This is a genomic window from Paratractidigestivibacter sp., assembly GCF_052362415.1.
In the GTDB taxonomy this organism is placed as follows: Bacteria; Actinomycetota; Coriobacteriia; order Coriobacteriales; family Atopobiaceae; genus Paratractidigestivibacter.
In genome coordinates this window covers 6,837-22,184 of record NZ_DAWEMK010000019.1, presented here as the reverse complement: position 1 = coordinate 22,184, position 15,348 = coordinate 6,837, and the positions used below count along the sequence as shown (strand labels likewise).

The following is a 15,348-nucleotide window of genomic DNA, read 5'->3' as shown; positions in this document are numbered from 1 at the left end:
GATCCTGGCCGCTATGTGCGCCTACCCCTTCATGGCGCACAACGCCGCCTTCGAGGACTCATGGTTCATGCTGAACATCGCGGGCTACGCCGAGGCTCGCAAGGCGGGCAGGATCACCGTGATCGATTCGCGCGACATCTGCCGTCGCGTGGACCCCGAGGTCCGCACGCTCCCGCGCGAGTCCCGCCCGGCGACGCTCGAGAACTGGGCGCGCCGCCGCGGAACGCTCTTGGCGGGTGAGTCCGAGGTGCACCTGGGCCTGGACGACGTTGAGCTCATGCTGCGCACCGTCCAGGCGGAGTTCGCCGAGCGCAACATGTTCTAGCGCCGGGCGGCCGCGCTAGGCTCGGCGTCCCTCCCCCCGGACGGTTTACAAGAAATTACGGCTGGCGCGCGCGAGCCCCCGCGGGGCCGTGCGCGTCTATACTTACCTGCGAATACGCGCCGACCGAAAGGAACCAGAGTGAGCGACATCATCAGCGCCCAAAGCGTCCTTCTGGACCAGCACGCCGCCTCGCGCGAGGAGGCCATCGGCATCATCGCCCTGAAGGCCGCCGAGCTCGGCATCGCCGACGACGCCGACGCCCTGCGCCAGGCCTTCATGGCCCGCGAGGCCATGGGCGAGACGGGCATGACCGACGGCTTCGCCATCCCGCACGCAAAGAGCGCCTCCGTCGCTCGCGCCGCGGTCGTCGTCCTGAAGAACGCCGAGCCCCTCGACTGGCCGAGCTTCGACGAGAAGCCCGTGACCTGCGCGATCGCGCTCATGGTCCCCGACGGCGAGGCGGGAAGCGAGCACATCCGCCTGCTGTCCAAGACCGCGACGCTGCTCATGAACGACGGCTTCAAGGGGCTCGTCCACCAGAGCTCGGACCCCGCCGAGATCGCCGCCGCCATACAGAAGGGTATCGAGGGCTAGCCCCCGCGCCGCCCACCAACCGAACCGCACTTCGCCCCGCCCTCGCCGGCGGGGCTTCCCACCCGGAGGCACCATGGCTTTCAAGCAGCTCACCGAGAAACGCGTCGCGGTCTTCTTTGCCGCCGGGTTCGAGGAGGTCGAGGCCATCGCGGTCGTCGATCTGCTCTTCCGCGCCGGCGTCCCGTGCGACATGGTCTCGATCACCGACGATCTTCAGGTCGCGTCCTCGCGCGACGTGACGGTCGTGTGCGACCGCAGCATCGAGGAGGAGGGCTTCGACTTCGACGACTACGACATGCTCGTCTTGCCCGGCGGCATCCCCGGCATGCCGAACCTGCGCGCCTGCGAGCCTTTGTGCGACGCCCTCGTCAAGCACGCCGCCGAGGGCAGGGGAGTGGCTGCCATCTGCGCCTCCCCCTCCATCCTGGCGGAGCTCGGGATCCTCAAGGGCAAGCACGCGACGGCCAACCCGCACTTCCAGGACGTCGTCGCCGAGCACGGCGCGCTGCTCGAGCCGGCGAAGAAGGCCGTGACCGACGGCAACGTGATCACGAGCCAGGGCATGGCGACCGCCGTGTGGTTCGGTCTCGAGATCGTCAAGCGCTACGTGCCCGCAGAGGTCGTCGAGCACGTCAAGGAGGGCATCGTTCTGATGGACTAGGTCCCGCCTACCGCCTCGGTGGCCGGCGCGTTTGTGTCCATCGCGTGGCAGCGGCGGCGCCAAGGGTTGACGCTCGTTTGGTAGAAGCGTATTATAACCGCGCTAAAATTCAGAAATCGTGCATAAACGCAAAAGAATATGCACAATTCAAGGGAGAATTACCAAATGGAATGCATAAAGGTCTGCGTCGTCGGGGCAACGGGGTATGCGGGCATCGAGGTCTGCCGTCTCGTGCTCAACCACCCGAACATGGAGCTCGTCATGGCGACCGACCGCAAGGAGGCCGGCACCAAGCTCAGCGCCGTGTACCCGAGCTTCGCCGGTGTATGCGACCTGGAGCTCTCGCTGCCCGAGCCCGGGCGCATCGCCGAGGTCGCCGACGTGGCGTTCCTCGCCGTGCCTCACACCGCCTCCCTCGGCCTGACCCCGCAGCTGCTCGCCGCGGGCGTGACCGTGCTCGACCTCTCGGCCGACTACCGCATCCATGACCCCAAGGTCTACGAGGACTGGTACAAGACTCCCCACACGAGCCCCGAGCTCCTCTCGCAGACCGTCTACGGCCTGCCCGAGCTCAACCGCGCGGGCCTTGGCGCCCTCGCCGCGCGCCGCGCCGCCGGGGAGGCGGTCCTGGTGGCCGTCCCCGGTTGCTACCCGACCGCCACGGCGCTCGCCGCGACCCCGGCGCTCGCCGCGGGCCTGGCGACCGGCGACCTCGTGATCTCCGACGCGATCTCCGGCGTCTCGGGCGCGGGCCGCGGCTGCAACGCGCGCACGCACTACTGCCACGCCAACGAGTCCGTCGAGGCCTACGGCGTCGCGAAGCACCGTCACACGCCCGAGATCGAGCAGACGCTCAGCGAGGTCGCGGGTCGCGACATCAACGTCGTCTTCACCCCGCACCTGGCGCCCCTCACGCGAGGGCTTTTGGCCACCGTGTACCTCGAGGCCGCCGACGACGCGACGGCGGAGGGGGTCCAGGCCGCTTACGAGGCGCGCTACGCGAACGAGCCCCTGGTCACGGTGCTGCCGTCCGGCTCCATGCCGTCCACGAGCTCCGTCGTGGGCACGGGCCGCGCCCAGGTGGGGGTGGCGCTCGATGACCGCCGGCGCCGCGTGATCATCGCCTCCTGCGCGATCGACAACCTCGGAAAGGGCGCGGCGGCGCAGGCGGTGCAGTGCGCGAACATCGTTTGCGGCCTGCCCGAGCGCCTCGCCGTCGACTCCGCGGCGCCGCTCATCTAGGCGGGCCCCATCGGACGCTCGCGCCGTTTCCGTCCTATACCAAGAAGGGCTCATATGACTGATTTCGCTCCCATAGAGGTGCCCGTCCCCGGCGATGCGCCCGAGGCCTTCGGGTTCGCCCCTTGCGCCGGCGGCGTCTGCGCCGCGGAGGGCATCCGCGCCGCGGGCCTGCACGCCGGGTTCCGCCGCGACCCCAACCGCCGCGACATGGCGCTCGTCGCCGCCGACGAGACCTGCGTCGCCGCGGGCACCTTCACCACCAACCGCTTCTGCGCCGCGCCCGTCGTCGTCAGCCGCGAGCACGTGGCCGACGGCCATGCACGCGCCGTGGTCCTCAACTCCGGCAACGCCAACGCCGCGACCGGCGAGCCCGGCCTCGCGACGGCCAAGCGGACGGCCGAGCTCGTCGCCGCGGAGCTCGGCTGCGAGCCCTCCGACGTGCTCGTGGCCTCGACCGGCGTCATCGGCGTCGAGCTCGATTTCGAGCCATTCGAGGAAGGCGTCCCCGCCGCCGCGGCGGCCCTCGCCCACACCCCCGGGGCCGCCCATGACGCGGCCTGCGCCGTGATGACCACCGACACCGTGCCCAAGGAGGCCTCCTTCGAGGGCCGCCTCCCCGCTGCGAACGGCGAAGAGTACACCGTTCATCTCGGCGGCTTCGTCAAGGGCTCGGGCATGATCCAGCCGAACATGGCGACCATGCTCTGCGTCATGTCCACCGACGCCGCCCTCACCGAGGAGGCGGCCCACGAGGCGCTCCTCGCCGCGGTGAAGCAGACCTTCAACAAGGTGACCGTCGACTCGGACACCTCGACGAACGACACCGCGGTCCTTCTCGCCACCGGCAAGGCCGCCCCTGCGGGCGAGAGGATCGGCCTCGATTCGCCCGCCTACCCCGCGCTCGCTGCCGGCATCAAGGCGGTCTGCGGCGAGCTCGCCCGAAAGATCGCCGCAGACGGCGAGGGCTCCACGAAGCTCGTGACCGTCAATGTCCTCGGGGCCGCAAACGACACCGATGCGGACACCGTCGCCCGCTCGATCGCCAATTCGCCGCTGGTCAAGACCGCGATCTTCGGTCACGACGCCAACTGGGGCCGCGTGGCCGCCGCCGCCGGCAAGTGCGGCGTCGCCTTCGACCAGTCCCGCGTCGACATCGACTTCATGGGCGTGCCCGTGTGCCGCGCCGGCCTCACCGTCCCCATGGACGAGGACGACATGCTGCGGCGCTTCGAGGCGCCCGAGATCGACATCGCGGTCGACCTCCACGACGGCGACGCGTCCTGCCGCATCTGGACCTGCGACCTCACCCACGACTACGTGACCATCAACGGCGACTACCGCACGTAACCCTTCTCTCGATGCGGCAAAAGGGGACGGGGCCTGCCGCATCCGCAAAGGAAAACTCGGCAGGGAGCCTCGTCTCCTTTATCTCATTCCCAGGAGGGGAGCCATGAAGAAGCGCGACATCCAGCAGCGCGACGCGGCCGCGGCGAAGGCCGAGACCCTCATCGAGGCGCTGCCCTGGATCAACCAGATGAACGGCAAGACCTTCGTCATCAAGTACGGGGGAAGCGCCATGGAGGACAAGGAGCTCTGCTCCCGCGTCGTGGCCGACATCGAGCTCCTCAAGCTCATGGGCGTTCGCGTCGTGCTCGTCCACGGCGGCGGCAAGGCCATCAACGCGCAGCTCAAGCGCCTGAACGTGCCGGTCAAGTTCAAGGACGGCCTGCGCGTGACCGACCCCGACACCATGGAGGCCGTGCGCGAGGTGCTCATCGGCAAGGTCAACCAGGAGCTTGTGTGGGCCTTGAACGAGTACGGCCACAACGCCGTCGGGCTTTCGGGCGCGGACGGCAAGACCATGAAGGCCGAGGTCGTCGACCCCGAGCTCGGGCGCGTGGGCCGCATCCGCGAGGTCGACACGAACCTCATCAACACCATCCTCGACGACGGCTACATCCCCGTGGTCGCGTCGGTGGGCTGCGCCCCGGACGGCTTCCTCAACATCAACGCCGACGTCGCCGCCGGAAAGATCGCCGAGGCCATGGGCGCCGACAAGCTCATCTACCTCACCGACGTCGACGGCCTGCTCGAGGACGTCCACGACCCCGATAGCCTCATCGCCCAGATGACCCGCACCGAGACCCACGAGCTCCTCGACTCGGGTAAACTCGACGGTGGCATGATCCCAAAGATCCGCTCGGTCGCCGACGCCCTCGACGCGGGCGTCCAGCAGGTCGTCATCGTCAACGGCAAGGCCGACCACTCGCTGCTGCTCGAGATCTTCACCGACGCCGGCTGCGGCACCATGTTCACCCAGGATTAGAAAGAAGCCCGCATGTCTGATTTCTCCACTGTGCCCGCCAACATCAAGGCGCTCGACGACGAGTACGTGCTCGGCACCTACGGCCGCCTGCCCGTCGAGTTCGTCCGCGCTTCGGGCGCGGTCCTCACCGACTCCGAGGGCAACGATTATCTCGACTTCCTCGGCGGCATCGGCTGCGCCTCGCTCGGCCACTGCCACCCTGCCGTGGTCACCGCGCTGAAGGAGCAGGCCGATAAGCTCTGGCAGGTCGGGAACTACTTCTACGTCGAGAACCGCGGCGAGGTCGCCAACGGGCTCTCGACCCTGCTCTCGCGCATCACCGACGAGTCCGGCCACGACACGGGCTCTGCCGCCGTCACCTGGAAGACCTTCTTCGCGAACTCCGGCGCAGAGGCCAACGAGGGCGCCATCAAGCTCGCCCGCCGCTGGGGCGAGGTCAAGCTCGACGGCGCCTTTGGCGTGGTCAGCGCAAAGAAGTCCTTCCATGGCCGCACCCTGGCGACGCTCGCCGCCACCGGCCAAGACAGGTTCCACGAGACCTTCCGCCCGATGCCCGCCGGCTTCGCCTCCGTCGACCTGAACGACATCGATGCCCTGCGCAGCGCCGTCGAGAACCCGACGCCCGAGTGCGGCCCCGTCTGCGCCGTCATGCTCGAGTGCGTCCAGGGCGAGGGCGGCGTGTGGCCCGCCGGCTACGACTACCTGCGCGACGTCGCCGACCTGTGCCGCGAGAAGAACCTCATGCTCATCATCGATGAGGTCCAGACGGGCTTCTTCCGCTGCGGATCGCCCTTCAGCTTCCAGCGCGCGGGCATCGTTCCCGACATCGTGACCATGGCCAAGGGCATCGCCGACGGCTTCCCGATGGGCGCCGTCGCCGCCCGCACCAAGGTCGCAGACCTCATGCGCCCGGGCGATCACGGCTCGACCTTCGGCGGCAACGCCCTGGCGGTCGCCGCGGCGCGCGCCACGATCGACACTCTGCGCGCGGAGGACATGGGCGAGCACGTCATCGCCGTGGGCAAGCACCTGCGCCACCGCCTGCAGGCCATGCCGCACGTCACCGAGGTCCGCGGCCGCGGCCTCATGCGCGGCGCCCAGCTCGACGTGCCCATCGCCTGCCAGCTCGTGGACGAGGGCCTGGCCGAGGGCCTCGTCCTCAACCACATCGGCGACTCCATCCTGCGTTTCCTGCCGCCGCTGGTGATCACGCGCGAGCAGATCGACGAGGGCATGGACAAGCTGGAGGCGCTCATCCGGAAGCTCGCGTAGCGCCCGCGCCCACTCGATACCAGAGCTCGAAGCAAAGCCCCGGGACGGTTCCCGGGGCTTTTTTGCGTGAAGTTGTGGGCACCCTGTGGAAATCAGCTCGCAGGAGATATCTGCTTTTATCTTCCCGCGAAAGGCGGTCGGGCGCCGCCGCGCGCCGACCTGTGCGTTCTCCGTCGTCGGCAGGCGCGACGGGAGATACCCGTAAGCTTGCGGCAAGTTACCCGTCAGGTTCCGGGAAGGGGCGTGCCCTAAGCTGGCCCTCCATTCGGCGTCGATGCGCTCGGCGTCTTCAAGGAGGGGAGGCTCGGCATGATCACCGTCTGCGGCCAAACGTTCGTCGGCGCGGCGAAGAGCATCAATCAGGACGCGTACTGCGCGCTGAGCGCCGAGACCTCCCTCGGCGACGCGGCGCTTCTCGCCGTCTGCGACGGCGTGGGCGGCCTCGCGAGCGGGGAGGTCGCGAGCTCCGCCGCCATCCGGGAGCTCTCCCGATGGTTCGAGGGGGCGCTTCCCGCCTATGCCGCGAAGAACGCGCGCGGCGGAGCCGTCGACCTCAGGCCCATCGGGGAGGAATGGGGCGCCCTCCTCGCCGACCTCAACGCGCGCATGTGGCGCTATAGCCGCGACCTCAATGTGCGCATGGGCACTACCCTGACGGCGCTTCTCGTCTTTGGGCGCCGCTTCGCGATCGGGCATGTCGGCGACTGCCGCGCGTACCGGGTCCGGGGAGGCTCCTGCGAGCAGTTGACGCGCGACCAGACCCTCATCCAGCGCGAGGTCGAGGCGGGCAGGATCTCCGCCGAGGCGGCGCTCGTCCATCCGAGGGGCTCGATGATCCTCCAGGCCCTGGGGGCTCAGGAGGCAGTGGACCCCGCGTTTTACCTGGGAGAAGCCAAGGAAGGGGACACCTTCGTCGTCGCATGCGACGGGTTCTACCGCAGGCTCGGCGAAGGCGGGCTCCTGCGCGCCTTCGCGGACGGGCCGCATGCGACGGAGGATGCCCTGAGGGACTCAATAGCCGATGCCATGGCCCGCGTGCTCGACGCCGGCGAGAAGGACAACATCACCGCGACCTGCCTGCATGTGGGCCAGCCAGGCCCGTTTTCGCCGGCCTCGGCGTCGGACGACCAGCCGACGGAGCTGTGCTGCGCGTCCTTCTCGCCCTCGGCGCCCGAGGCGGACGACGAGCCGACCGTTGGCCTGGGGGCTGAGTAGCCTTGGCACGGGTCGGCGACATCATCGACGGCAAGTACGAGGTCCTCTCGCTCGTGGGGCAGGGCGGCATGTCGCGCGTATGGCTCGCGCGCGACCGGCGCCTGAACAAGCTCTGGGCCGTCAAGGAGATCGGCCGGACGGCGCGCGACGCGAACAACGAGGTCGTCGTGCAGAGCCTCATCACCGAGGCGAACCTCATGAAGCGCCTCGACCACCCGATGCTGCCGCGAGTCGTGGACATCATCGAGGACGGCAAGACCATCTTCGTCGTCATGGACTACGTCGAGGGGACCTCGCTCAAACAGGCCATGCGCGCCGCCGGGCGCCCGATGGCCGAGCGGGACGTGATCGGCTGGGGGATCCAGCTCTGCGAAGTCCTCGAGTACCTGCACTCGAGGACGCCTCCCATCATCTACCGCGACATGAAGCCGGCGAACATCATGCTTCGCGAAGACGGGACGGTCCGCCTCATCGACTTCGGGATCGCGCGCGAGTACAAAGAAGGAAAGACCTCCGACACGAAGATCCTCGGCACGAGGGGCTATGCCGCGCCGGAGCAGTTCTCCCATGAGGCCCAGACCGATGCGAGGACGGACATCTACTCCCTTGGCGTGACGCTCTATGTGCTCGTGACCGGGCATGCGGCCTCGAAGGAGACCTACTGGAGGCCCATCCGCCAGATCGACCCGCGGCTCTCCGAGGGGCTCGAGCACATTATCGCTAAGGCCACGCAGGCAAACCCCGACGACCGGTACCAAACGGCTGCGGACATGCGCTATGACCTCGAGAACCACGAGAAGCTCACCGGGGCCTACCGGGGCGCGCTCAGGCGAAAGCTCCGCCTCTTCGGCGCGCTGCGGGGAGCCGCCGCGTGTCTTTTTGCCGTGGGCGCCTCGTGCCTCGGCGCGTCGGCCTACCTCAGGAACACGACCTACGACGCCTACCTCGCCTCCGCCCGCGCGGCGAGCACGGATTTTGCGGGGGCGGACGGCGCCTCACCCGCGGAGGGGCGCTACGTCGACGCGATCGGGGTCGACCCCGCGCGGACGGAGGCGTATTCCGAGCTGGTCAACAGGGTCTATAAGGCCGACCAGGACTTCTCGATCGCGGAGGCGTCCCGCCTGCAGGGGCTCATGGGCGCGCACCTCGCCGACGTCGAGGGCGCGGACGGCTACGCGAAGCTCTGCTACGACATCGGGACGCTGTACTACGTGTACTACGAGCAGGCCGATGCAGACGAGTCGCGCGACTACGCCATGAGCGCGGGCATCCAGGCGGCGCAGTGGTTCCAGGCGGCCGTCGATTCGCACGATGCTCGCGCCTCATCGGGCAAGGGCTGCGCGCTCACCGCCTCCGAGAGATCGTCGGCGCAGGTATACGTGACCATCGGCGAGTTCTACCAGAGGCTCTCGCAGGCGACGCTCGAGGGCTTCGAGGGAAACGTCTACGAGGGGTACTGGCAGTCGCTTGAGGAGGCGTTCGACGGGCTTTCCGATGACGACCCGGTGATGGCCCGCCTGCGGCTCTGCTCCCTCATCAACCAGGCGGTTTCTTCCCCGACCTACCTGAACGGCTTCAGGCGCGCGGGCGTCGCGCGCGATCAGGCGCAAGCGCTGCTCGCCAAGGCGACTCAGATGGCGGAGGGGCTCGCGCGCGAGGCCGCGTCGAGCCAGAAGGCGCGGCGAATCTGCGACTCCATCGTCTCGGAAGGGGCCCGCGCTGCCGCCGCGGAGAACATCGCCCGCGCCTACGAGAGCGCCGGCGCGACGGCGCCGCAGAAGAGCGCCGCGCATGAGGGCGCTGGGGACGGCACCTCCGCGGGCGGGGCTCCTGCGAGGGAGACGGCGAGATGAGCGCCCAGGGCTTCCTTCGCATCGTGGGCATCGCCCTGATCGTGGCCTCGGCTGCCCTGGCCATGGCGGCGGCCCGTGCCTACTGCGTCCTCGATATCCGCGGCGTCAAGGACGACCTCGCGGGGAAGCGAGCGCGCGGCGCCTCACCGCGCGCCCCCGGTGCCGCCGGGGCCTCGCATCAGGGCGCGCGCCGCGTCAAGGGGACCGTGCCCCCGGCGGCGCCGGCCCCGATCGAGTTCCGCATCATCCGCAGGGAAATCGCCGTCACCAGCGAGAAGACCATAGGGGAGTGACCATCCATGGGCGTTGAGCAAAAACAGGCAAAGAAACCCCGCGGAGTTCGTCGCCGCGTCGCTGCGGGCGTCGTTGCCACGAGCCTCGCCGTCGCCGCCGCGGTCGCGGTGCCGGCGGCAGGCGCGATAGGAGGCCCAGGTTTCGGGCTCGGCGACGAAGCTCCCGGAATCGACGTCCCCGGCACTGGCGTCAAGGAACCCTGGGCGACCATCGAGGTCAACGGGGAGGAGCCCAAGGACTACTACGACGAAGGCTCGGTCGACGTGAAGGTCACCGTCGGGCCCGGCGACGACTATGTCGCCTCCCGGATCCTGGTCAACGGCTCTGCCCAGGACGATTGGGCGCGCACGGACCTCGCCGACGGCTCGCGCGTGTACGAGAAGGCCTTGGCCGAGGAGGGGACTTATCGCCTCGTCGTCATCAACGACATGGCTTGGGGCGACGCCTTGATGCCGTGCGCCGAATGCCGATTCGCCATCGATCGCACAGCGCCCCAGGCGACCGTCGCCTTCGACTCGGACGAGCCGGTCGATGGCGCGTGCTTCGACGCGGAGCGCACCGCGACCATCGTGGTGGACGAGGAGAACTTCGACAAGAATCTCGTGAGCATCGGCGTCGGGGGTGACGACGGGTCCTGCGAGGTGTCCGACTGGAAGGACGACGGCCCCAGGCATTCCACGACCATCAAGTTCCGGAACTCCGGCAAAGCCTTTAGCCTCAAGGTCGAGGGCGCCGACCTTGCCGGGCACCCCATCGAGTTCGGGAGGGAAGGCGGGGGCGTCCCGATCACCTCCTATGCCTCAGGAGAGTTCATCGTCGATACCGTCGCTCCCGTCGTCCGGGTGGCGCGCGACAAAGCCCCGGCAAACTCCTATGAAGGCGTCGATTACTACAACGACGCCGTGACGGCCACCGTCACGGTGACGGACGACCACTTCGACGCGGCAGCGTCCGCGCCGGTGATCAACGGCTCCCAGAGCGAATCGGAGTGGGCGCAGGACCCGGCGGATCCGCGCACGTGGACAAAGAAGGTCGCCTTCGGCGAGGGCGCGCGGAAGTCCCTCTTTGTGCATGCGCGCGATCTTGCGGGAAACGTTCCCGACGAAGCGGCTCCTGAGCTGTCGTACGGGCCCTTCGCCGTGGACATGACCGCTCCCGAGGTCACTTCGGCGAGCGTGAGCGCTCCTCCCGCGAACAGCTACTCGACGAGCTATTACTTCTACGACCGTGCCGCCTCCGCATCGATCCGGGTCTTTGACGAGATCGGCCTGGGAGCGGTCAGCATCGCGGACAACGGGGACGGCTACTATAACCAAGACGTCCTCGTGGCGGCGGACGCCGTCATCGGCAATGCGGAGGCGACGGCGACGCTCGCCTTCGCGGACGGGCACGAGTTCGATCGCGACGTGGTGATCAGGGCGAGCGACCTCGCGAAGAACGAGCGCTACTGGAGCATCTCGCCGACGGGCAAGGCCCGTGCGCTCACCGAGCGGGAGGTCGAGAACCTCTCGGTCTTCGACCCGAGCAAGGTTTATCCCGAGGGTCTGCTCAAGGACACCGTGGCGCCGCGGCTCATGCTCTCCGGCGCGGAGGAGGGGAGGTATTACAACACTCCGCAGACCGTGGGCCTCGTCGTCGATGAGCTCAATTTCCCGTATCTTCAAGCCTACGAGCCCGACCAGGGCGTGCTCACCGTGACAAAGCAGGAGGGCGTCGCCGGTCGTGCCCAGAGCAGCTGGACGCGGCCTGCGAGCTCCCTTGGCGTGTCCGCGCGCGAGGGCCTCTCGTTTACCGACGAGCACGGCGCGTGGCGCACCTACGACCAGTTCGGCATGGGGGAGACCCTCGCAGAAGACGGCCATTACGTGATCGATGCCCAGCTCACCGACCCCGCCAGGAACCATGGGACGGCGCATCTCGGCGAGTTCACCATCGATCGCACGGCGCCTGTCGTCCGCGTGGACTTCGACAACGACGATGCCCGCAACGGCAAGTATTACAAAGCCGCGCGCACGGCGACTGTCGCCGTGATTGAGCACAACTTCGACCCGGGCCTCATCAGGATCGACACCACGGGCGAGATCGGGGTTTGGAGCGACGACGGCGATACCCATACGGTGACCGTCGCGTTCGCGACCGACGGCGCTTGCGGCCTCGCGGTGTCCGGCAAGGACAAGGCGGGCAACGAGATGACACCGTACAAGGCGGACGAGTTCGTGGTCGACCTGACGCCCCCGACCGTGACGATCACGGGCGTCGAGGACGCCCATGCATACAATGACGAGGTCATGCCCGCCATCAGCTTCTCGGATGAGGCGAACTTCGATCCCGCGGGGGCGGCCTTCAGCCTCAAGGGCACAAAGAACGGCGAGGTCTCGTACAATGCCGGGACCTCCGAGAACACCTCGGGCAGCACGGTGAGCTATACCGACTTCACGCGCGATCCCGAAGTCGACGACATCTATACCTTGACCGCGCACCTCACCGACCTCGCCGGCAACGAGGCGGATGCCTCGCTGACCTTCTCGGTCAACCGCTTCGGCTCGACCTTCCGCGTGGTCGACGCCGATGTGTATGTGCAAAACAACGGTTATCTCACCCAAAGCCGGGGCGTCACGGTCGAGGAGGTCAACGTGTCCGGCGTCGGGTCCGAGGAGCATGGGGTCGCCGTCACCCGCGGCGTGAGCACCCTCGAGCTCACGCGGACCGAGGGCTCTTCCGCCACCGGCTACTCGATCGACGAGGCTACCTCGGACGCGGACGACTCGCGCGGCTGGGCGCTGTACCGGTACAACATATCCGCTGGCAACTTCTCTGAGGACGGTCGTTACCACGTGAGCGTCCATTCAAACGACCTTGCCAAAAACATGAACACGAGCTCAGGCTATTTCGAGCGCGCCGCAGGCAGGGAGTCTGTGGCCGAGGTCGACTTCATCCTCGACACGACCGACCCCGTGGTCACCGACCTCAGCATCCGCGACGGCGACGTGGTCGAGTCGCGCGAGTGCGAGGGCTCCTTCAAGGTGGTCGAGAACGTCGGCATCGCGGACGTGAAGGTTTTCGTGGACGGCCGGGAGGTTCCGGCGAGGGGCGATGCGTACGGCAACTATACCTTCCGGGTCCAGGAGGCGGCCTTCACCGACCGCGACCTCAGGATCGTGGCGACCGACTTGGCGGGGCGCAGCGGCGAGGCGGGGGTGAGCGGCTTCCGCGTGACGACCGACATCCTCGAGCTTCACCTAGCCTGGGTGGTCGCCGGCGCGCTCACTGCCGTCGTGACCATCGCTGGAGTTGTCTATCTGCTGATCAGGCGCAAGAAGCAGTTGTCCTGCGCCTCGCCGATCGGGGCTGGCCGAGGGAGGCACGCAAAGAAATAACGCTAAAAATACTATGTTGAATCCGAAATACCATACAGGTATGGTGGTCAACTAACTTCGGCGGCGCGACCCTCTTTGCATGCCGAAGAAGAGGGACATATCGTCTGCTGAGCTGGAGCTTTCCCTCAAGCTCGGGCGCCGCCTCAAGCAGTATCGCTGCGAGTGCGGGCTCACGCAGGAGGAGGTCGCCGCCCGTGCGGGCATCGCCACCTTCACCTACCAGAAGTACGAGAAGGGCTGGAGCAAACCGGGCACCCCGATGAATCCCCAGCTCTTTACCCTGGTCGCGCTCTGTGACGTGCTCGGCATCAGTATCTCCGAGCTCTTCGACTAGCGTGTGCGCGGCAAAGGACGGGCGCCGGCCGCTCACGTGAGCAGCCGGCGCCCGTTTTCACGCCACCGCGCTTATGAAGTCCGGCTCAGCTGCGCTCGGGGACCTTGAGCATCGTCAGGAAGCCGACCACAAAGAGAATCGCGATGCTCATGACGCCGAGGCTCGAGTTGCCCGTGAGTGCGGTGAAGGTGCCCACGAGGAAGGTGCCCAGGATGGCGGCGTACTTGCCGAAGATGTCGAAGAACCCGAAGTACTCGTTCGCGCGCTCCTTGGGGCAGAGCTTGCCGAACTCCGAGCGCGAAAGCGCCTGGATGCCGCCCTGGAACATGCCGACGAGGATGGCGAGCACCCAGAACTCCGCCGCCGTGCGCAGGAACAGCGCCGCGAAGAGCGTGATGCCGAAGTACGCCGCGATGGCGATGAGCAGCATCTTGCGCGTGCCGTACTTGCTCGAGAGGCGACCGTAGATGATGGCCGACGGGAACGCCACGAACTGCGTGACCAGGAGCGCGAGCACGAGCTGCGTCGAGTCGATGCCGAGCTCGGTGCCGTAGCTCGTGGAGAGCTTGATGATGGTGTGCACGCCGTCGATGTAGAAGAAGTACGCGATCATGTAGTACTTGATCGCCTTGTTGGACCACATCTCCTTGATGGTGCCGTCGATGCCGCCGATGGCGCGCCCGATGGCGTTCGGCTCGCGCGGCTTGAAGTGCTTTTGCTGGACGTCCTTGAGCATGGGGATGGTAAAGACGAGCCACCAGGCGGCGGTGGTCACGAACGCGATCTGCATCGCGGTCTGCAGGCCGAGCCCCAGCTTGTCGTAGTTGAGCACGATGAGCAGGCATGCGATGAAGGGCACGCAGCTGCCGATGTAGCCCCACGCATAGCCATGGCTGGAGACTTCGTCCATGCGGTCGTCGGTCGTCGCGTCGACGAGCAGCGCGTCGTAGAAGACCATCGAAGAGTTGAGCGCCACCGAGCTGATCACGTAGATGACGAGGAACGCCATGGCGCTCGTGGGAATGCCGAGGGCGACGGTGGCGACGACGCCCGTGCCCACGCAGCCCACGATGAACTTCTTCTTCATGCCCTCCATGTCGGCGATGGAGCCCAGAATGGGCATGAGCAGCGCGATGATGAGAGAGGCGACGGTCTCGGCGTAGCTCCACGCAACGACGACTCCGCCTTCGGGCGCCAACGAGCTGAAGTAGATGGGAATGACGCTCGTGGCAAGAAGGACCAGGGCTGAGTTGCCCACGTCGTACATGATCCAGCTCTTCTCGGCACGGGTGAACTTCTGTTTTGCCATGGTCTCTCCGTCTCGTTCGGCGCCTGGGCTTCTTGGCGCATTTGCATACTACGCTACCCCAGACGGCCTTCTGGAAGGGCCAGGACGGGTAAAGGTTGGGTAAAGCGGCGCGCTTGTGTCGCAAAAGGCGAGGAATCGCCGGCGCGCGGGCGCATCGTCGGTGCCGCGTGGGGCATAATCGTTAGGCAGAAACACAAAGAAGGGACAGCCGATGCCCGCGATCCTCACGCATGATTTCTTTGGAAAGAGCGTCTTCGACGACGTCTCGAAGCTCCTCGGGTTTGCCACGGAGGACGAGAGATGCGCCTTCCTGCTCGGCAACCAAGGCCCCGACCCGCTCTTTTATCTATGCATCGACCCGCTCATGCACAAGTGGGAGCCCTTGGGCAACGCGATGCACTCGGCGCGCCCGAGCCGCCTGCTGGTCGCGATGCACGAGGCGGCCGAGCGGCTTGAGGGCGCGGACCGTATGGCGGCGCGCGCGTACGTGGCCGGCTTCGCCTGCCACTACCTGCTCGACCGCTCGGTGCACCCGCTCGTGTACCA

The 15,348-nt window shown here is 67.4% G+C and carries 12 protein-coding genes and 2 pseudogenes; 13 read left to right on the top strand and 1 reads right to left on the bottom strand.

Features of this window, described 5'->3' with window-relative positions; genetic code table 11:
- The 12 genes and pseudogenes from ACT84W_RS03430 to ACT84W_RS03375 form a co-directional block, all read left to right on the top strand.
- Positions 1 to 325, top strand: a pseudogene (locus ACT84W_RS03430) (3'-5' exonuclease); the annotation flags it as partial.
- Positions 326 to 463: 138 nt separating this feature from the next.
- Entirely contained in the window at positions 464 to 919 is a 456-nt protein-coding gene (locus ACT84W_RS03425; RefSeq protein ID WP_444328210.1) for a PTS sugar transporter subunit IIA, read from the top strand.
- Positions 920 to 992: 73 nt separating this feature from the next.
- Positions 993 to 1,580, top strand: a complete 588-nt coding sequence (locus ACT84W_RS03420; protein ID WP_417574925.1) for a DJ-1 family glyoxalase III — start codon at positions 993 to 995, stop codon at positions 1,578 to 1,580.
- A gap of 165 nt (positions 1,581 to 1,745) precedes the next feature.
- Entirely contained in the window at positions 1,746 to 2,822 is a 1,077-nt protein-coding gene (argC, locus tag ACT84W_RS03415) for an N-acetyl-gamma-glutamyl-phosphate reductase (RefSeq protein ID WP_444328209.1), read from the top strand.
- A gap of 54 nt (positions 2,823 to 2,876) precedes the next feature.
- On the top strand, positions 2,877 to 4,169 hold the full coding sequence (argJ, locus tag ACT84W_RS03410) for a bifunctional glutamate N-acetyltransferase/amino-acid acetyltransferase ArgJ (RefSeq protein WP_417574927.1): 1,293 nt from the start codon (positions 2,877 to 2,879) through the stop codon (positions 4,167 to 4,169).
- Positions 4,170 to 4,272: 103 nt separating this feature from the next.
- Positions 4,273 to 5,148, top strand: coding sequence for an acetylglutamate kinase (gene argB / locus ACT84W_RS03405; RefSeq protein ID WP_417574928.1), 876 nt, complete (start codon positions 4,273 to 4,275; stop codon positions 5,146 to 5,148).
- A gap of 12 nt (positions 5,149 to 5,160) precedes the next feature.
- Positions 5,161 to 6,420 carry an acetylornithine/succinylornithine family transaminase gene (locus tag ACT84W_RS03400; RefSeq protein ID WP_444328208.1) on the top strand — a complete coding sequence of 420 codons (1,260 nt, stop codon included), beginning with the start codon at positions 5,161 to 5,163 and terminating at the stop codon, positions 6,418 to 6,420.
- Between the two features lie 309 nt (positions 6,421 to 6,729).
- Positions 6,730 to 7,635, top strand: coding sequence for a PP2C family protein-serine/threonine phosphatase (locus ACT84W_RS03395; protein WP_444328207.1), 906 nt, complete (start codon positions 6,730 to 6,732; stop codon positions 7,633 to 7,635).
- A gap of 2 nt (positions 7,636 to 7,637) precedes the next feature.
- Positions 7,638 to 9,488 carry a serine/threonine-protein kinase gene (locus ACT84W_RS03390; RefSeq protein WP_417574931.1) on the top strand — a complete coding sequence of 617 codons (1,851 nt, stop codon included), beginning with the start codon at positions 7,638 to 7,640 and terminating at the stop codon, positions 9,486 to 9,488.
- Positions 9,485 to 9,781, top strand: coding sequence for a hypothetical protein (locus tag ACT84W_RS03385; RefSeq protein ID WP_417574932.1), 297 nt, complete (start codon positions 9,485 to 9,487; stop codon positions 9,779 to 9,781). The genes ACT84W_RS03390 and ACT84W_RS03385 overlap by 4 nt, the downstream gene beginning before the upstream one ends.
- Before the next feature lie 6 nt (positions 9,782 to 9,787).
- Positions 9,788 to 13,159, top strand: a complete 3,372-nt coding sequence (locus ACT84W_RS03380; RefSeq protein WP_444328206.1) for a hypothetical protein — start codon at positions 9,788 to 9,790, stop codon at positions 13,157 to 13,159.
- A 79-nt stretch (positions 13,160 to 13,238) separates the two neighbouring features.
- Positions 13,239 to 13,493 (top strand): helix-turn-helix domain-containing protein, encoded by a 255-nt coding sequence (locus ACT84W_RS03375; protein WP_417574934.1) that lies wholly within the window; start codon positions 13,239 to 13,241, stop codon positions 13,491 to 13,493.
- Positions 13,494 to 13,578: 85 nt separating this feature from the next.
- Here the strand turns inward: ACT84W_RS03375 and ACT84W_RS03370 are convergent, their stop codons facing one another.
- A complete protein-coding gene (locus tag ACT84W_RS03370; protein WP_417574935.1) occupies positions 13,579 to 14,802 on the bottom strand; it encodes an MFS transporter in 1,224 nt (407 codons plus the stop codon).
- 211 nt (positions 14,803 to 15,013) lie between these two features.
- On the opposite strand from ACT84W_RS03370, the pseudogene ACT84W_RS03365 reads away from it, so the two are divergent.
- A pseudogene (locus ACT84W_RS03365) lies at positions 15,014 to 15,348 on the top strand (zinc dependent phospholipase C family protein); the annotation flags it as partial.